General features: G+C 69.5%; 15 protein-coding genes and 1 tRNA gene. 5 read left to right on the top strand and 11 right to left on the bottom strand.

The window, feature by feature from the left end:
• Window positions 1–191: 191 nt before the first annotated feature.
• From ABZV40_RS20500 to mfd, 5 genes are all read right to left on the bottom strand, one after another.
• Complete coding sequence (locus ABZV40_RS20500; RefSeq protein WP_355443524.1) at window positions 192–977, bottom strand: hypothetical protein; 786 nt, start codon at window positions 975–977, stop codon at window positions 192–194.
• A 94-nt stretch (window positions 978–1,071) separates the two neighbouring features.
• On the bottom strand, window positions 1,072–4,242 hold the full coding sequence (locus ABZV40_RS20495; RefSeq protein ID WP_355443521.1) for a PDZ domain-containing protein: 3,171 nt from the start codon (window positions 4,240–4,242) through the stop codon (window positions 1,072–1,074).
• A gap of 29 nt (window positions 4,243–4,271) precedes the next feature.
• Window positions 4,272–5,192 carry a MazG family protein gene (locus ABZV40_RS20490; RefSeq protein WP_355443518.1) on the bottom strand — a complete coding sequence of 307 codons (921 nt, stop codon included), beginning with the start codon at window positions 5,190–5,192 and terminating at the stop codon, window positions 4,272–4,274.
• Window positions 5,189–6,136, bottom strand: a complete 948-nt coding sequence (locus ABZV40_RS20485) for a hypothetical protein (protein ID WP_355443515.1) — start codon at window positions 6,134–6,136, stop codon at window positions 5,189–5,191. The genes ABZV40_RS20490 and ABZV40_RS20485 overlap by 4 nt, the downstream gene beginning before the upstream one ends.
• 14 nt (window positions 6,137–6,150) lie before the next feature.
• Window positions 6,151–9,702 carry a transcription-repair coupling factor gene (gene mfd / locus ABZV40_RS20480; protein WP_355443512.1) on the bottom strand — a complete coding sequence of 1,184 codons (3,552 nt, stop codon included), beginning with the start codon at window positions 9,700–9,702 and terminating at the stop codon, window positions 6,151–6,153.
• A 381-nt stretch (window positions 9,703–10,083) separates the two neighbouring features.
• Here mfd and ABZV40_RS20475 point away from each other — a divergent pair, with 381 nt between their 5' ends.
• The gene (locus tag ABZV40_RS20475; RefSeq protein WP_355443509.1) at window positions 10,084–10,584 is read left to right on the top strand and encodes a DUF4291 domain-containing protein; all 501 of its coding nucleotides are present in this window, start codon (window positions 10,084–10,086) and stop codon (window positions 10,582–10,584) included.
• A gap of 7 nt (window positions 10,585–10,591) precedes the next feature.
• Entirely contained in the window at window positions 10,592–11,701 is a 1,110-nt protein-coding gene (locus tag ABZV40_RS20470; RefSeq protein WP_355443506.1) for a PQQ-dependent sugar dehydrogenase, read from the top strand.
• On the opposite strand, the gene ABZV40_RS20465 is transcribed toward ABZV40_RS20470, so the two are convergent.
• The 6 genes from ABZV40_RS20465 to ABZV40_RS20440 all read right to left on the bottom strand — a co-directional run bounded on the left by ABZV40_RS20465 (window position 11,685) and on the right by ABZV40_RS20440 (window position 15,230).
• Window positions 11,685–12,113: a MarR family transcriptional regulator gene (locus tag ABZV40_RS20465; RefSeq protein ID WP_355443503.1), complete on the bottom strand. Its 429-nt coding sequence runs from the start codon at window positions 12,111–12,113 to the stop codon at window positions 11,685–11,687. The two genes, ABZV40_RS20470 and ABZV40_RS20465, sit on opposite strands and share 17 nt — an antisense overlap.
• 10 nt (window positions 12,114–12,123) lie before the next feature.
• Window positions 12,124–12,525, bottom strand: a complete 402-nt coding sequence (locus tag ABZV40_RS20460; protein WP_355443500.1) for an SRPBCC family protein — start codon at window positions 12,523–12,525, stop codon at window positions 12,124–12,126.
• A 43-nt stretch (window positions 12,526–12,568) separates the two neighbouring features.
• Window positions 12,569–13,168 carry a TetR/AcrR family transcriptional regulator gene (locus ABZV40_RS20455; RefSeq protein ID WP_355443767.1) on the bottom strand — a complete coding sequence of 200 codons (600 nt, stop codon included), beginning with the start codon at window positions 13,166–13,168 and terminating at the stop codon, window positions 12,569–12,571.
• 34 nt (window positions 13,169–13,202) lie between these two features.
• Window positions 13,203–14,144 (bottom strand): acyl-CoA desaturase, encoded by a 942-nt coding sequence (locus ABZV40_RS20450; protein ID WP_355443497.1) that lies wholly within the window; start codon window positions 14,142–14,144, stop codon window positions 13,203–13,205.
• A gap of 217 nt (window positions 14,145–14,361) precedes the next feature.
• Complete coding sequence (locus tag ABZV40_RS20445; RefSeq protein ID WP_355443494.1) at window positions 14,362–15,069, bottom strand: dihydrofolate reductase family protein; 708 nt, start codon at window positions 15,067–15,069, stop codon at window positions 14,362–14,364.
• 20 nt (window positions 15,070–15,089) lie between these two features.
• A complete protein-coding gene (locus ABZV40_RS20440) occupies window positions 15,090–15,230 on the bottom strand; it encodes a hypothetical protein (RefSeq protein WP_355443491.1) in 141 nt (46 codons plus the stop codon).
• A 132-nt stretch (window positions 15,231–15,362) separates the two neighbouring features.
• Between ABZV40_RS20440 and ABZV40_RS20435 the strand changes: the two genes are divergently transcribed.
• From ABZV40_RS20435 to ABZV40_RS20425, 3 genes are all read left to right on the top strand, one after another.
• Window positions 15,363–16,505 carry an alpha/beta fold hydrolase gene (locus ABZV40_RS20435; protein WP_355443488.1) on the top strand — a complete coding sequence of 381 codons (1,143 nt, stop codon included), beginning with the start codon at window positions 15,363–15,365 and terminating at the stop codon, window positions 16,503–16,505.
• A gap of 88 nt (window positions 16,506–16,593) precedes the next feature.
• A tRNA-Gln gene (locus tag ABZV40_RS20430) sits at window positions 16,594–16,664 on the top strand.
• 32 nt (window positions 16,665–16,696) lie between these two features.
• A complete protein-coding gene (locus tag ABZV40_RS20425; RefSeq protein WP_355443485.1) occupies window positions 16,697–18,385 on the top strand; it encodes a GGDEF domain-containing protein in 1,689 nt (562 codons plus the stop codon).
• Window positions 18,386–18,388: the final 3 nt, after the last annotated feature.

The raw sequence follows: 18,388 nt of genomic DNA, 5'->3' as shown, positions 1-18,388 counted from the left end.
CCCGGACACGCAGAAACGGGGCAGCGGAACCCCGCTGCCCCGCAGGCCAGGTGACCCCGGGAACAAGTGCCGGCCAGTCGGGGCGACCGACACAGGAGCAACACCCAGCCCCGCACTGCACAACAAACTGTGCGATCTCGAAGCCCTGAAGGAAGTTGGGGCCTGGCGGTAGAAGACCCCAACCCCCTCTCTCAGGCCCCTGCCGAGGGCGCGGAGGACGTGGACGAAACCCCGGCAGGGGAAGGCAGTGGCAACTCCAGCGTCGCCCCGGCGGAAACCTCACCCGGAGCAGGCTCTTCCGGCGAAGGCGCGGGCTCGGACCGATCACAGGGAGGCTTGCCCGGCTCATCAGACCGACCAGGACCGCCGGGCTTACCGGGCTTACCGGGTCCACCGGGCTTGCCCGGCTCACCAGGCTTGCCCGGCGTGGTCGGAACCGGTTCCTCGGACCGAGGCGTGGACGGCACCGGAGTCTGCGTGACCGGCCCGCCAGAGCCGGGCGCGGAAGTGGCAGGCGGCGCCGGAGGCGCGGGCGGCGAGCTGGACGCCGACGTGACGACCGGAGTCGAAACGACCGAAGTGGACGGCGAGGTCCGGGTGGGCTCGGCATCGCCGGGATCACCGGGAGGCTCGTTCCGTGCATTGGCAGCGGGTTTGACCCCGGTGACCTGAACGGTCTCGGTCACTGTGGACACCGCGACCCGAGTCTGCGTGGCCAGCCGAGCCGCCCGGACCTCCCGAGCCGCCCCTTCCACCACCACGGTCTCGGTGACGGTGGCCAGCGACGTCCCGGTCTCGAACGGCTCGGTCCACCACTGCGAGGTGGGCCGGGCGGGCGGCGGCGCCGCCAGCGGTGCCTCGTCGGGAGACCCCGTCAGGGCGATCAACGCGAACATGCCGCCGAGTGCCAGGAACGGCACGACGACCACGGCTCCGAAGCATCCGCGACCGCTGCGCGGCTCTTCACGATGACTCATCTGGACGCACCCCCGAACGGTGACAACTGTTCCGTCTGGTTGATCGTCCACACGGAACAGTCCGTCACAGTTCTTTAGTCACACGATGGGGTTGTCAGGCCAGCGGTGGCAGCTCCGGAGCGTGAGCAGCAGGCGAAGATGAAAGGCTTTCCAGAGCCAACGAAACGGCCTTCTCCAGCTGCGGGTCGCGCCCGGAAACGCGGTCGGACGGTGTCATGACCACCTCGATGTCCGGGTCGACACCGTAGTTCTCCACGGCCCATCCGTGGCCCTTGAACCAGGACGCGTACCTCGGTTGGGTGACCATGGTGCCGTCGACGAGCGAGTAGAGCATGTCGATGCCGATGACACCGCCCCACGTCCGGACGCCGACGACGGGTCCGATCCCGAGCTCCTTGATGGCCACGTTGACGATGTCGCCGTCCGAGCCCGCGAACTCGTCGGCCACCGCCACGACCGGTCCGCGGGGCGCGTCCTGCGGGTACGACTCGGGCTGCGTGTACCCGCGGGCCACCGACCAGCCGATGACCTTGCGACCCAGCTTCTCGATCACCAGCTGAGAGGTGTGCCCGCCGCCGTTCTCGCGCACGTCCAGCACCAGAGCCTCCCTGGCCAGCTCCACCCGCAGGTCGCGGTGCAGCTGCGCCCAGCCGGCCCCCATCATGTCCGGCACGTGCAGATAACCCACGCGGCCACCGGACAGCCGATGTGTGAACGCACGCCGATCAGCCACCCACGAGTGGTAACGCAGAGGCTCCTCATCAGCCAGAGGCACCACCACGACCCGGCGCAGCTCGCCACCACCACCGGGCCGCACGGTCAGCTCCACCGGCTTACCGGCAGTCCCCACCAACAACGCGCCAGGACCGGCCAGACCGACCGGACGCCCGTCAACGGCCACGATGGCATCGCCCGCGCGCACGGCCACGCCAGGCGCGGCCAGCGGCGAACGCGCGTGCGGATCGGACGTCTCGCCGGGGATCACGCGCTCCACGATCCAGTCGGAGCCGGAACGCACCAGGTCCGCGCCCAGCAGGCCCTGACGACGGGACGCGGGCACGCTCGGCGCCTCGCCCCAGACGTAGGCGTGCGAGGTGCCGAGCTCGCCCTGCACCTCCCACAGCAGGTCGACCAGGTCGTCGTGGCTGCCCACCTCGGCCACCAGCGGCCGGTAGCGGTCCAGCTCGCCCTGCCAGTCGACGCCGCCCATGTCGGTGCGCCAGAAGTGGTCGCGCATGAGCCGCCCGTTCTCGGCGTACATCTGCGCCCACTCCGCCGCCGGGTCGACCACGACGCGCACGCGCGAGAGGTCGATCTCGACGCAGTCGGCGGAGTCCTCGTCCGCCTTGCTGTCCGACGGCACGACCCGCAGGTCACCGCGGTCCTCGACGACCATCCGCTTGCCGTCACCGGACACCGCGAACGCTTCCGCGCTGTCCGCCAGCACCTCGGTCTTGAGCTTGCCGAAGTCGTAGCGCTCCAGGACCGTGCGCGGCGGCCGCGAGTTCGGCGTGGCCAGGTTGTCGCCCAGCACCCCGAGCAACGGCCGGCGCAACCACAGCAACCCGCCGCGCGCGGCCTTGAGCGAGACGTACTCCGCCGCCGCGACGGGCACCGGCACGACACGATCGGCCAAGCCCTCGACGTCGACCTTGGTGACCGACGTCTTCTCGTCCTCGTCGTCGGAGTCCTTGTCCTCGTCATCGACCGGACGCCCGCCGAACATCGGGTCGAACGGCGACGGCGTGGTGGCGGCCAACGGCACGAGGTGCGGCCGGCAGCCCGTGGGGAACGACAGGTCGAACACGTGCGCGTCGTACACGGGGTCGAACGTGCGGATCGACAGGAACGCCAGGTACTTGCCGTCCTCGGTGAAGGAGGGCGAGAAGTCGGCGAACCGCAGCGGGGTCACGTCCACAACGGACAGATCCGAGGTGTTCACCATCCTGATGTGCCGCAACGGGAGCGGGCCGGGGTGCGACCACGCCAGCCACGACGAGTCGGGCGAGAACGCGAGGTTCGTGATGTGCGCGTTGGCCCCGTTGACGACCTCGCGCACCTCACCGGAAGCGATGTCCACCAACAACAACCGACCGTCGTGCGTGGCCACGGCGACGCGCGAACCATCGGGTGCGGCGGCCAGCGACATGACCCGGCCGAGCTGACCGGAGGCGACGCGGCGTGCGGTGTTGCCCGGCTCGACACCACCCACGGGCGCGATCTCCAGGGCCTCCTCGCCCTCGACATCGGTCACCCACACCACGTGATCGGTCTCGCCGAGCACCTTCGGCAGCCGCGCACGGACGTCCGAGCGGTCGGCCAACGCGCGCACGGGACCATCGCGGTGCGTCACCCAGTGCACGGTGCCACGGACTTCAACGGCGGATGCGCGGCCCGTGTGGTCGACGCTGAACGACTCGATGTTGCCGGAAGCCTTGACGTGGTGCGGTTGCAGACCGGTGCGCGGGCCACCGAGCTTGATGTCGAGCTTGCGCAGGTCCGACAGGCCTTCCAGCAGCCACAGCTCGCCCGCCTGGTGGAAGATCACCCGCGAGCCGTCACTGGAAGCGTTGCGCGCGTAGAACTCGCCCGCCGTGTGGCGGCGCAGGTCGGAACCGTCCGGCAGCACCGAGTACACGCTGCCGACGCCCTCGTGGTCGGACAGGAACGCGATCCGCCCGTCCACCCACATCGGGTTCACCAGCGACGACTTCAGATCGCCGAGAATCCGCTCGAACTCGCCGGAACCCGTGAGGTCCACCCACAGCTTTCCGGCGGTACCACCGCGATAGCGCTTCCAGTTGGCCGGTTCCTGCATGTAGCTCGACGACGTGACGACCTGCCCGTCCGGACCGAACGAGACGTCGTTGACCCACCCGTACGGCAGCACTTCGGAAGGTCCGCCGTCCAGCGGCACGGCGTGCGCCTGCTTGCGGTGCCGGGACATCTGCCCGGTCGTCGACACCGCGAGCACCCGCCCGTCCGGCGTCCACCCGGACACCGCCGTGCGGGTCACACCCCAGTGCGTCAACCGGCGTGCCGGGCCACCGTCCACAGGCGCCACCCGGACCTCCGGTGCGCCGTCGATCCAGCTGGCCCAGGCCAACTGCGTGCCGTCAGGGGAAAACCGAGGCGTGCGGGCCGGCACCTGATCGGCGGACGCGCGCCAGGCCCTTCCTCCGTCGACGGGCGCGAGCCACACGTCGTCCTCGGCCACGAACGTCACCAAGTCACCGCGCAGATGCGGATACCGCAGGTAAGTCACGAGATCGACGTTAGCCCACGCTCACCGTTTCAGGAGTGCCAAAAGCGACGCCAGTCCTCCGCGGCCAGAGATTCCATACCTTCGGCCCGTGCCTTGGCCTCCGCCTCGCGGACGTTCGCGGCGAAACGTCGGCACACCTGGCGAAGTTCCGTCTCCGGATCCTCACCCGCGAGCTTCGCCAGCGCCGTCACGGCGAACAACGTCGTGCCGGTGTCGTCGCCCTCCGGCAGCAGGTCGACGGGGAAACCCGCGCGTTTGGTGCGCTGCACCAGCTTCGCGGCCAGCGCTACCGCCGGCTGACCGAGCGCGACACCATCCACACTGGACTCACGCCGCTTCTCGACCTGCTTGAGCTCCTCCCAGCGGTGCTGCTGCGAGGTCGCGTCGTGCACGGCCGGGTCGTGCCCCTCGAAGACGTGCGGATGACGTCCGACGAGCTTCGCCACCAGTTCGGACGCGACAGCGTCGACGTCGAACGGGTCTTCCGCGTGCTCGGCCGCGACCCGCGCGTGGAACAGGACCTGGAGCAGCACGTCGCCCAGCTCCTCGCGCATCGCCGCGCGGTCACCGTCCTCGATCGCCTCCAGCAGCTCGAAGGTCTCTTCGAGCAGGTACTGGCGCAACGACAGGTGGTCCTGCTCGGCGTCCCACGGACAGCCGCCGGGTGAGCGCAGCCGGTGCATCACGGCGGCCGCGTCGAGCAGTGCGGCGCCCATCGGCTCCGGTGTCGTGATCACGGTGGCACCCGGATACGCCTCCGGTGACGTCGTGATCACCACCGCGCCGTCCTCCACCGCGGCCGGCGCGGGTCCGTCGACCCCGAGGGAGGACCAGAACTCCAGCGGCACGCCCTCGCCCGCGTAGACGGCCTTGGCCGTGCGCAACGCGGGCAGGGCGGCGGCGGGCAGCACGGCGTCGAGCCGCTCGCTCAGGACTACGACGGTGATCAAGACTTGTTCTTCGTGGCGACCGGGCCCACGAACCCCGACAGCTCACCCGCGCTCGGCTTGACCGTGGTGTCGACCGGGTCCCACACGCCGTAGCGGGGGTTGACCTCCATCGACAGGTCGGCCGCGAGGTACTGGGCGATGCGCTGGCCGAAGTCGAAGAGCAGCTTCGGGTCGGCGCGGTCGGCGATGTCGTCCTCGCCCGGCACCGCCGAGACCGTCCTGCGGTCCTTGACGAGCGCGACCTCCGAGGTGGCCGACTGGGTGTTGGTCTTGAACGCGACGACGGTGCCCGGCTTCACGGCCCACAGCGGGGTGCCCGCGAGCGACGCGTTCTCGCTGATCCGCAGCTGCCGGTCCTTGCCGGAGAGCTGCGGCCCCTGGGTGCTGCGCGGTGCGGCCTGGATGAACTCGTCCATCTTCGCCGGGTCGGCCGCGACCTGCTCGGCCATCTTCTGCGCTTCCTTCGAGTCCTTCACGGAGACGAAGTCCACGGTGACCTGCAGCGTCGGGAGGTTGCGCCGGGCGAGCTCGGCGAAGATCAGCGCGTCGCGGATCTGGCGGTGGATGTTCGTCGCGTCGTTCAGGCTGTCCGCCGAGGCGGCCTCGGGCCCACCGCGCTCCTGCACGATGTCGTAGACCTTCGTCTCGTCCACCGTGATGTTCTCGCGCTGGGCCGCGTTCTCGGCGAACCTGTGCAGGATCTCGTTGGCGAGCACCGCACGGGAGACCTGTTCGAGCTTGAACTGCCCCCGGTCGCGCGCCTGCTTGGCGCCAGGTTCCTTGTTGAGCACCCTCACGGTGCGGTCCTGGACGGTCTTCAACGTGATCGCCTGATCTCCGACGATCGCGGCCGAACCGGCCTTGGCGGGTCCGGTGCCGCATCCGGTGGCCAAGAGCGCCACAGCAACACCGACCAGCGAGAAACGCTTCAGAACAGTGCTCACGAGGATCTACCTTCTCACGCCGTGGTGACCGGGGTCACGGGAGTCCCCGCGAGTGAGTCGAGGAACGCACCGCACCAGTCCAGCAGCTCCTGGTCGCGCAGCTGCGGTGCACCCATCCGGCCGCCCGCCGCTCCCTCCGTCGGCCTGGGCACCGTGACCGTGCCCATGGCCTGCTTGTAGACGGCCTTCGGGAACAGCCGGCGCATCCTGACCAGCTGCGAGTCGAGCAGCTCCAGCTTCGCGAACCGCAGGTTCTGCCCCATGGCGATCACCTCGGTGACGCCGTGGCGGCGGCAGGTGTGCCGCAGCCGGGCGACGCCGAGGAGGCGCTCGACCGGTTCCGGCGGCGTGCCGTAACGGTCCTTGAGCTCTTCCCAGACGGCCTGCAGCGCCGCTTCGTCGGAGGCGGCCGCGATCTTGCGGTAGGCCTCCAGGCGCAGCCGCTCGCCGGGCACGTACTCGTGCGGGATGTGCGCGTCGACCGGGAGGTCGACGCGGACGTCGGCGAGCTCCTCCTCCTCGGTGCTCTCCGCGCCCGCGTGCTTGCGGAACGCCTCGACGGCCTCGCCGACGAGCCGGACGTACAGGTCGAAGCCGACGCCCGCGATGTGCCCGGACTGCTCGGCGCCGAGGATGTTGCCGGCGCCGCGGATCTCCAGGTCCTTCATCGCGACCGCCATGCCGGCGCCCAGCTCGGTGTTCTGCGCGATCGTGGCGAGCCGGTCGTGCGCGGTCTCGGTCAGCGGCGTCTCGGCCGGGTACAGGAAGTACGCGTAGCCGCGTTCCCGGCCGCGGCCGACACGTCCGCGCAGCTGGTGCAGCTGGGCGAGGCCGAGCAGGTCGCCGCGCTCGACGATCAGCGTGTTGGCGTTGGAGATGTCCAGGCCGGTCTCGACGATCGTGGTGCAGACGAGGACGTCGAACTCGCGCTCCCAGAAGCCCTGGATGATCTTCTCCAGGCGGTCTTCGTTCATCTGGCCGTGCGCGGTGACGACCCGTGCCTCCGGTACGAGGTCGCGGATGCGTCGTGCGGCCTTCTCGATGCTCGAAACCCTGTTGTGCACGAAGAAGACCTGGCCGTCGCGCAGCAATTCGCGCCGGATCGCGGCACCGACCTGCTTGTCGTCGTACGCGCCGACGTAGGTGAGGATCGGGTGCCGTTCCTCCGGCGGGGTCAGGATCGTCGACATCTCGCGGATGCCGGCGAGCGACATCTCCAGCGTGCGCGGGATCGGCGTCGCGGACATGGTCAGCACGTCGACGTGCGTGCGGAGCGCCTTGATGTGCTCCTTGTGCTCCACGCCGAACCGCTGCTCCTCGTCGACGATCACGAGGCCGAGGTCCTTGTACCGCACGGTCTTCTGCAGCAGCCGGTGCGTGCCGATCACGATGTCGACCTCGCCGTCGGCGAGACCGGCGATGGTCTGCTCGGACTCCTGCGCGTCGGTGAACCGGCTGAGCCCCTTGATGTTCACCGGGAACTGGCGCATGCGCTCGGAGAACGTGTTGAGGTGCTGCTGGGCCAGCAGCGTCGTCGGCACCAGGACCGCGACCTGCTTGCCGTCCTGCACCGCCTTGAACGCCGCGCGGACCGCGATCTCCGTCTTGCCGTAGCCGACGTCACCGCAGATGACCCGGTCCATCGGCACGCCGCGTTCCATGTCGGCCTTGACCTCGTCGATCGCGGCCATCTGGTCCTGCGTCTCGGTGAACGCGAACGCGTCCTCCAGCTCGCGCTGCCACGGCGTGTCCGGGGCGAACGCGTGGCCGGGAGCGCTCTGCCGGGCCGCGTAGAGCTGCACGAGCTCGGCCGCGATCTGCTTGACCGCCTTGCGCGCCTTGGACTTCGTGTTCTTCCAGTCGCTGCCGCCGAGCTTGTTGAGGCTGGGCAGCTCACCGCCGACGTACCGGCTGACCTCGTCGAGCTGGTCGGTCGGCACGAACAGCCGGTCGCCGGGCTGGCCGCGCTTGCTGCTCGCGTACTCCAGGACGAGGTACTCGCGAGTGGCACCGGCGACCGTGCGCTGGACCATCTCGACGTACTTGCCGATGCCGTGCTGCTCGTGCACCACGAAGTCGCCCGCCTTGAGCGCCAACGGGTCCACCGCGTTGCGCCGCCGCGACGGCATCTTGCGCATGTCCTTCGTGGACGTCCCACCGCGGCCGCCGGTCAGGTCGGTCTCGGTGAGCACCACCAGCGCGAGGTCCGGCAGCACGAAGCCGTCCTCGAGCGCGCCGCGGACGACCGTGACGGTCCGCGCTTTCGGTGCCTCGTCGAGGGATTCCACGTGGACGGCCGGGATCTCGGCGTCCTTCATGCGTTCCACGGCGCGCTGCGCGGTACCGGCACCGGGCACCACCAGCACCGCCGCACCACCGGTCGCGGTGTGCGCCTTGAGGTCCGCGAAGGCGCGTTCGACATCGCCCTGATAGGCCTCAACGGGCTTCACGTCCAGGTGCACGACGTCCGGCGCGTCGGTGGTGAGCTGGCTGAGCGTCCACCAGGGACGGCCGTTCGACTTCGCGCTCTCCGCGATCTCACCGATGCTCTGGTAGGCGCTGCGCCCGAGGTCGATCGGCGCCTTGCCACCGGCCGCCGCGGCCATCCAGGACGCCTCGAGGAACTCCTGACCGGTGCGCACGAGGTCGGCGGCCCTGGCCCGGATCTTCTCCGGGTCGTTGAGCAGCACGTGGGTGCCCGGTTCCACGACCTCGGTGAGCAGCTGCAGTTCACCGGGGCACAGCGCCGGGATGAGCGCCTCCATGCCCTCGACCGCGATCCCGTTGGAGATCTTCTCCAGCATCTCGGCGAGATGGGCGTCCGACTGGTGCTCCTCGGCGAGGTCGCGGGCCCGGTCCTTCACGTCCTCGGTGAGCAGCAGCTCACGGCACGGCGGCGCGACGAACTCGTCGATCCGGGTGGGCAGCGACCGCTGGTCCTGCACGGAGAACGGCCGGATCTCGCTGACCTCGTCCCCCCAGAACTCGACGCGGAACGGGTGCTCCGCAGTCGGCGGGAAGATGTCGAGGATGCCACCGCGCGTCGCGTACTCGCCGCGCTTCTCGACCATGTCGACCCGCGTGTAGGCGTTCTCGGCCAGCCGCGTGATCAGCTCGGCGAAGTCCTGCTCCTCACCGGTCTTCAGGCGCACCGGCCGGAGCTCGCCCAGGTCCGGCGCCATCGGCTGGATGAGGCTGCGGACCGTCGTCACGAGCACCCTGATCGGGTTGCCCTCGGGGTGCTTGAGCCTGCGAAGCACTTGCAGGCGCGCACCCACCGTGTCCGCGCGGGGCGACAGCCGTTCGTGCGGCAGCGTCTCCCAGCTGGGGAAGAACGCGACCTTGTCCGCTCCGATGAGGTCTTTGAGGACGTTGGTCAGCTCTTCGGCCTCACGTCCCGTGGCCGTGACGGCGAGGACCGGCTTCGCGGTGGACAGCGCGGCGACGACGAGCGGGCGGGCGGCCAGCGGACCGTCCAGCTCCAGCTCGGGGACGCCGGCGGAGTCGATCAACGTGCGGAGGGCTTTGTCGGGCAGGACACCATCGAGCAGGCCGAGCAGCGGCATGTGAGAAACCCCGTCGAGTGCGGAACGCCAGACAGACCCCTGCCTGGGACGAGGGGTCTCATACCCACCTTAGCTCCAATGCCAGGAACTCAAGCGCGCGTCGATCAGCAACACACGGATTCTCGGTCCAGCGGCCCGTCATGCGACCCTGGGAGCGGTCCCGTCGGACATGCCGGACACATCCGCGAGTGCTGATCTTCATGAAGGGAACCTTCCTCCACCTGAAGTGCAGGGCTCCGGCAAAGTCGCTCGGCCGTCAACCAGGTTGCGAGGTTGGCGATTCGATCAAGAGCCGGAACTGAGCCCTTGTCGTGGTGGATGAAGGGCTCCTTCATCCACCCCAGGTTCAGGAAGGGTCCCTTCATCGACGACGCTCGCCGCGTGGGCGCGCTCTCATCGGGCATATCGGGCGGGCCCGCGATCGCCGAGCCCGCACTGGCGGCGCAACGGTTCGTACCGCCGTTCAAGATGGAACGGATGACGTGGATCAAGCCGTCGTTCCTCTGGATGATGTACCGCTGCGGCTACGCGCGGAAGGAAGGCCAGGAGCGGGTGCCGGCCGTGCGGATCGCCCGAGAGGGGTTCGACCGGGCGGTGTCCCGAGCCGTCGAGAGCACCATCTCCGGCAAGCCCGACGTGCGGGTGCAGTGGGATCCCGAGCGCGGTCTGAGGCACGAGGCGTTGCCGTACCGGGCCGTCCAGATCGGCCTGACACGCGAAGCCGTGCAGAAGTACGTGCACGAGTGGACGATCAGCATCACCGACGTGACGGCCCTTGCGCGCGAGGTGCATGCCGCTGTGCGTGCGGGCGATGACGACAAGGCGCGCGCACTCCTGCCCGTTGAACGGCCTTACGTGACCACCACGGCACAAAACGCATAGTTGGGACATGCGCGCATTAGTGGCAGCGGGGTTACTACTCGCGTCAGCGGCCTGCTCCACCCCTCCGCCAGGCGGGAACGCGCCGTCCAAGGTGCCTCCGCCCCAGGGCCTGAAGGTCGAGGAGGTCGCCACCGGCTTGGAACACGGCTGGGACGTCGGGTTCCGCAAGGACGGCTCGATCCTCGTCACCGAACGCCCCGGCCGGCTCAAGCTGGTCCGCAACGGCCAGGTCACACCGGTCGACATCGACCTCACCGACGTCAAGGTGCAGGGTGAGGGCGGCCTGATGGGACTGGTGATCCACCCGGACGACCAGCGCTTCACCGTCTGCTACAACACCGTCAGCGACGTGCGGCTGGTGACGTTCCGCCTCGACGGCACCAAGGCCACGAAAACGAAGAACCTCCTCACCGGCATGCCCTCGAACCCGAGCGGCAGGCACTCCGGGTGCCGGCCCACGCTCGCGCCGGACGGCACCATGTTCGTGGCGACCGGTGACATCGCGCAGGGGCGCAACCCGCAGGACAGGACGAGTCTCGGCGGCAAGGTGCTGCGGATCGACGCCGAGACCGGTGAAGGGGCGAAGGACAACCCGTTCGCCCAGTCGGCGAACGCCAACGAGCGGCGCGTCTACACCTACGGGCACCGCAACGTGCAGGGCGTGGTCGTGCGGCCGGACTCCGGCCAGGTGTTCTCCAGCGAGCACGGGCCCGACGTGGACGACGAGGTCAACCTGCTCAAAGCCGGGGCCAACTACGGGTGGGACCCGTCCAAGGGCGGCACGCAGGGCGGGTACGACGAGAGCGTGCCGATGACCGACCTCAAGCGGTTCCCGGACGCGGTGCCGGCCGTGTGGTCGTCGGGGTCGCCGACGGAGGCGATCTGCCAGCCGGCGTTCTGGCACGGCAAGCTCGCGGTCACCGCGCTCAAGGGGACGAAGCTGCTGCTGTTCACGTTGGACGCGCAGGGCGAGGTGCAGAACGTCAGCATCCCCGACCAGCTCAACGACAAGTACGGGCGGTTGCGCGCCGCCCGCACCGCGCCGGACGGGTCGCTCTACCTCACCACGTCGAACGGTTCCAACGACAAGCTGCTGCGGCTCACAGAAGACGGGTGAGACCGCGGACGAAGGCCTGGTGCTCGTCGCCCAGCCCCGCGAAGTATGCGGCGTCCGCGTCCTCGACGTCCTTCATGGCCTGCGAGACCAGCGCTTTGGCGGGCTCGGTCAGCGAGAGCAGCCGGGCCCGCGTGTCGGACGGGTCCACCTCCCGGGAGACGAGCCCCCGGTCCGCGAGCTTGCGCAGGACCTGCGAGGTCATCATCGGATCGGTGCCGGCGTGCTCGGCCAGGCGTTGCTGGGAGGGCGCGCCGCTGTGCCCCTCCAGCCACCACAACGACGCGAGCAGCACGAACTGCACGTGCGTCAGGTCGTGCGGCGCCAGTGCCACTCGCATGGCCCGTCGCCACGCGAGCGTCACCCGCCACAGCAGGAAGCCGGGAGACTCGTCCGGACCGGAAAAACGCGTCACAGCGACAATTTCAGCAGGCCAGTTTCACCAGCGCCGCCACCGCGTCCGGCAGGTCGGCCGTCACGACCGGACCGAACTCCTGCGCCGCAGGCCCCTCGATCACCACGGAGTGCGTGACGCGCACACCCCCGTCCACCGGCTCCACGTGGTGGCTGAACCGCAGCAACGCGCCCGGCACGGACGTCTCGTCCACGAACCCGGAGTCGGTCACCGAGGTGAGGGTGAACGCGATCGGCCCCTGTCCCTTGACCACCATCGTGCCGCTGGCCCCCTCGGCGAACGGGCCGGACAGCGTCACGGATTCCAGCCCCTCGTCCCACTCCGTCCACCGCGAGACGTCGCTCCACAACGCCCACACCGCCGCCACGGTCGCGGGGCCTTCAACGCTGTGCTCGTACGAGTAGTTCGCCATGCACGCATACTATATGCGCGCTTACTAAAGCACAACGGGCAGCTCACGAGCGGCTGCGCAGGCGCGGCTTGTGGTCCATCGCGGAGAGGCCCTTCCAGGCGAGGTTCACCAGGTGCGCGGCGACCTCGTCCTTCTTCGGCTTGCGCACCTCCAGCCACCACTGGCCGGTCAGCGCGACCATCCCGACCAGCGCCTGCGCGTACAGCGGGGCGAGCTTGCGGTCGTAGCCCTGCTTGGCGAAGTGCAGGCCGAGGATGTGCTCGACCTGCGAGGCGATGTCGTTGAGCAGCGACGAGAACGTCCCGGAGGAGGAGGCGACGGGCGAGTCGCGCACCAGGATGCGGAACCCGTCCGTCGAGCCCTCGATGTAGTCGAGCAGCGCACTGGCGGCCCGTTCGAGCAGCTCGCGCGGATGATCGCCGCCATCCAGCGCGTCGACGATCTGGTCCATCAGGCGCTGCATCTCGCGGTCGACGACGACGGCGTAGATGCCTTCCTTGCCGCCGAAGTGCTCGTAGACGACGGGCTTCGAGACGCCGGCGCGGTGCGCGATCTCCTCGATGGAGGTGGCCTCGAAGCCCTTCTCGGCGAACAGGGCGCGGGAGACGTCCAGGAGCTGCTCTCGGCGTTCCTTGCCCGTCATCCTGACCCTGGTCACCCGAGCCAGCCTACGGGGCTCACTTCTTGACGCTGATCCTGGCCAGTCGCTGCTCGCTCGGCCAGCGGACGTTCCACGCCCAGCCGAACTTCTCGAACATCCAGATCAGGCGGGCCGAGGTGTCGATCTGGCCGCGCTTCACGCCGTGACGCGCGGAGGTCGGATCGGCGTGGTGCAGGTTGTGCCACGACTCGCCGAAGCTGAGGATCGCCAACGCCCAGACGTTCGCGGAACGGTCGCGCGCGGCGAACGGGCGGTCGCCGACCATGTGGCAGATCGAGTTGACCGACCAGGTGACGTGGTGCAGGAACGCGACGCGGACCAGACCGGCCCAGAAGAACGCCGTGACGCCGCCCCAGACGGACCACGTGATCAGGCCGCCCAGCACACCGGGCACGACGAGAGAGATCGTCGTCCACAGCCAGAAGAGCTTGTCGATCCGGACGAGGTCCTCGTCGGCCATCAGGTCGGGGGCGAAGCGCTTGTGGTTGGTCTTGTCGCGCTCGAACAGCCAGCCCATGTGGGCGTGCCAGAAGCCCTTGGCCAGTGCGGCCGGGCCGGTGCCGAAGAGCCACGGCGAGTGCGGGTCGCCCTCGCGGTCGGAGAACGCGTGGTGACGGCGGTGGTCGGCCACCCAGTCGATGACCGGGCCCTGCAGCGCCATCGAACCCGCGATCGCCAGCGCGATCTTCAGCGGGCGCTTGGCCTTGAACGAGCCGTGCGTGAAGTACCGGTGGTAGCCGATCGTCACGCCGAGGCCGGAGAGGTAGTAGAACGCGACGAAGAGCACCACGTCGACCCAGCCCAGGCCCCAGCCCCAGGCGAACGGGACGGCGGCCAGCAAGGCGAGGAAGGGAACGATGACGAACACGTACACGCCGAACTGCTCGGCGTGACCGCGCTGTCCGTCGATCAACGGCTTGGGGCCCTGGTCGGTGGACCGGTCCATCGTCGTGGTCATACGGATACCTCTGGGGGGTTGAGGGCGTATTCAGGGGTGAAGTACCTACGCAACCGTAACTTACGGAAGCGTAAGTTAGGCCGACCTGCTTCGCCAGACCCAGGTGGAAAATCGAGGCCGGTTCTCAGGGTTCGTCGAGCGACAGCCGGCCTGGCCGGGCCCTTCGTCGTGATGGCTCACGGACTGCCCGGTGAGCAGAGCACGTTCCTGCCGCAGGTCATTTCCCGTGTTCCGTCACCTGGTAGCGCAACAGCACCCGATCGCGTGAGCGCGGCTCGGCCGCCAACAGGCGCAGCTGGGTCGGCGAACCGTCCGGGGGCAGGTCAGCGGCGGTGAACAGGATCGGGGTGGTCGTTCCGCCGACGGCGATCGGGACCACCTCGATTTCGATCTCGTCCAGCAGTCCGGCGCGCAGCAGTGCCCCGTTCAGGCGGCCTCCCCCGGTGGAGACCACGGTCCGGACTCCGAATCGGCGATCGAGTTCCTCCAGTGCCGCAGGCAGGTCGACGCGCAGCTCCCCGATCACCAGGTAGGGGATGTCCTCGCGGCGGAGGAACGACAGGTACGCCAGCGGCGTCGCCTTCGTGACCAGCACGAGCAGGTGCCATCCCTGCCAATCCGGGCCGGGGAACTGCTTGTAGACCCAGCGAACCCGGCCGCGGCTGTCCGGGACGACCAGCCATCCTTGAGTGGCCAGGGCCGTGACGTGCTCCGGCAGGTGGTGACGCTGAAGTTCCTCCGCGGTTTCCGTCGGTGGCTGGAACTGCTCGACGTGGTCGTCGGTGACGAACGATCCGCTGCCCTCCAAGATGACCTGGGGGTGATGGCGACGTTTGACATCGGCGTAACCCGACCCGGTGAAGACCGGCCAGCGCTCGTCGAACATCAGCAACATCCCCGGCGACAACGCGATCCGTCCGTCCACCGAACTGGAATTGTGCGCGATCACGCGAGGTCGCGGCCCTGTCGGAGCACCCGTTCGGTCTTGCGCCACCGGATCTTCGGCATGTACTTCTCCAGCCATATCCCCATCATGGCGTCCGCCACCGACGAACAGGCCTGCGCTGCTTTGCGGGACAGCCGCACGGACGCGGACCGACATGCGCGTCGATCAGAGGCCCCAGGTCGGCCGCCGGCGATCGGCCGTCTTCACGGTCGCTCGGCATTCGTCACGCCGTGTCGCCTGGAATCGAGACCAGGACCAGGCATCATCGGTGGATGGCCAGACGCAAGATCATCCGGATCACCGCGACCTCGCTCCTCGTCCTGCTCGTGCTGGTCACGGCCGCTCTGGGTGGCATCGGCTGGTACTACAGCGGCCAACTGCTCGACGTCGACCGGTGGGCGCGCGAGTACCCGGACACCGCGCTGGGCCGCGACGGTCAGGCCGTCGTGCTGTCCGAGTCGGTGGCCACCACGCAGCACGGCACCCTCGGGCTGATCTGGCCGGGCGGCGCGGCGAAGGTCGGCGACATCGCGGCGAACGAGGACGGCCGCGTCGAACGGCCGCTGCTGGAGGGCAGCGCACCGCCGGACGGCACCAAGGTCCGCGTCGAGACCGCCGTGTACGAGGGCGACCCGAAGACCACGCTGGGCCTGGCCTACGACGACGTCGCCGTGCCGACCGAGCTGGGCGACATGCCGGCCTGGTTCGTGCCGGCGACGAACCCCGCCGACACGTGGGTCATCACCGTCCACGGGCGGGGCGCGAAGCGCGAAGAGGCGTTGCGCGTGGTTCCTCAGCTGCACAGTGCCGGGTTGCCCGTTCTGCTGATCACCTACCGCAACGACGTCGGCGCGCCCGCCTCCCCCGACGGCCTGTACCACCTCGGCGACACCGAGTGGCGCGACGTCGAGGCCGCGATCAAGTACGCGCAGAACCAGGGCGCGCGGAAGATCGTGCTCTACGGCTGGTCGATGGGCGGCGCGATCGTCGGCCAGACGCTGGCCCGCTCCAGCGTCGCGGCGGCGGTCAACGGCGTCGTGCTCGACTCCCCCGTCACCAACTGGTCGCAGACGCTCGACCTGCAGGCGCAGAACCGGGGCGTGCCGACGTGGCTCACGCCGGTCGCCGAGCTCGTGTCCGGCTGGCGCGCCGACATCGACTTCGACCGGTTCGACCTGGTCCGCAACCCGCCCGCGCTCAAGCCGCCGACGCTGCTCTTCCACGGCTCGGCGGACCAGACCGTGCCGGCCCAGTCGTCGCGCGACCTGGCCGCCGCGGCGCACGGCCTCGGGTGGCCGCTGCAGTACGTCGAGATCCCCGGCGCCGACCACACGTCGGGGTGGAATGTGGCGACCGACACGTACCGCAACGCGCTCGCGGACTTCCTGACCAGGTCAATCGGCGCCAAGCCGTGATCTTGGGCTGAGCCGGATGAGTGGCGGTTGGACAACAAGAGGACGTCTCGTGACAACATGTGCGCAGGACGCGCTCGCGCGCGTCCGTTCCGCCATGGTGTAAAGGCAGCACCTCGGATTTTGGTTCCGATGGTCCAGGTTCGAATCCTGGTGGCGGAGCGAGCCCCAGGGCACGGGGTCTTGTGCGGTCTTTGGGAGGTGCGAAGCTGCCCGAGGAAACGGTCGACGAGCAGGGCAACGTGGGCCACCGCCACCACGAGATGTCCGACGCGTGGCTGGTGGGCCGCGCGAGCGAGCTTGTCGCCGTGGCCCAGAGCAGCCACCTCGCCGCGCAGCTCGACGCGGCGTCCGAGATCGACCACATCCTCGCCGAGGCGCAGGGCCGCGGCGAGCCCCGCATCGTCGCGCAGCTGCTGCGAGCCGCGGCCGTGGTCCGGCTGGTGACGCCGGGTCTGGTCGACATGTCCGACCCGCAGCTCGACGAGATGCTCAGCCACTGCCGCCGCCACGGCCTGATGGTGCTGGAGGCGGACGCGCGGGCGTTGCGCGGACGCCGGTTCCTGCTGGCCAACGCCGAGGACAAGGCGCTGACCGAGATCGCGGCGGCGCTCGCGATGATGCTCGACGAGGAACCCGAGACCGACCCCGTCTTCGACAAGCGGATCTGGGACCAGCTGCTCGCCACGACGTTGCAGGACATCGCGCTCGTGCTGACCCAGCTCGGCGTCTACGAGATGGCGGACGACGTGCTGGCGGGCGCGAACAACGCGTTGCGCGAGAGCGGCCAGCCGCACCAGATCTACGTGCACCTGGTGAACAGGGCCAGGCTGCGGATCGGCTGGGGCCTGCGGCTCGAACGGGTGAACCTGCACGACGCCGCGCACGAGCAGTTCCGGATGGCCTCCGGGCTCGCCGAGGCCGCGGAGGTGCCGTTCCGGCAGTCGCTGCACCCCGGCCGGCGCGACCTCGACGCCGCCGAGCAGGTGCCGATCCTCGGTGCCGCCCACGCGTTGACGCGCCCGAGCGAGGACCACCTCGACCGGCTGTGGTCGTTGCGCGGCCTGTCGATGTACGCGCGCGAGCTGATCATCGTCGCGATCGCCCTGGCCAGGTGCCTGGTCGTGGCGAACCGGCTGGACGACGCGCTCAAGGTCCTCGCCGACACCCGCACGCAGATGGAGCACGACACGTCGGAACCGTCGCTGCTGCTGTCGCTGGAACGCGAGTACGCGTACCTCTGCGGCCCGCACACGATGTCCGCGCTGGAGTCCTACAACGCGGCGCTGGAGGCCGAGCTGTGGGCGATGCGCGAAGGCCGCGTGGCCACGTTGACAGCGCGGCGTGAGCACGAACGGCTGACGCGCGCACACGGTGCGATAGCGCAGCAGGCGTTGCAGGACCCCCTCACCGGACTGCCCAACCGGCGGGCGCTCGACGACAAGATGAGCGAGCTCATCGCCGGTCAGGTCGACCCGTTCTCCATCGCGCTGGTGGACCTCGACGGGTTCAAGGGCGTGAACGACCGGCATTCGCATGCCGAGGGTGATGATGTTCTTCGGGTGATTGCCAGCACACTCCGGCAGGCGCTGCGCGGCGACGACATGGTTGCCCGCTACGGCGGTGACGAGTTCGTGGTGCTGCTGCCGGGAGCCCCTCTGCACGCCGCGGAAGCAGCACTCGGCCGGGCCGTGGATGCGGTGGCAGGCTTGCCAATCGACCTCTCCCGGGGCGTCACGCTGTCGGTCGGCGTGATCTCGCTGCGCCCCCGTGAATCCGCCAACCAGGCCCTGTCGCGGGCCGACTCGGCGATGTACGTGGCCAAGCGCCAGGGAGGCTGCCAGGTCGCGGCCGTGGCGGGAGAGCCGTCCGCGGAGGCTTAGGCT

The organism is Lentzea sp. NPDC004782 (genome assembly GCF_040609115.1).
Taxonomy (GTDB): domain Bacteria; phylum Actinomycetota; class Actinomycetes; order Mycobacteriales; family Pseudonocardiaceae; genus Lentzea.
This window is presented reverse-complemented; position numbering and strand designations above follow the sequence as displayed.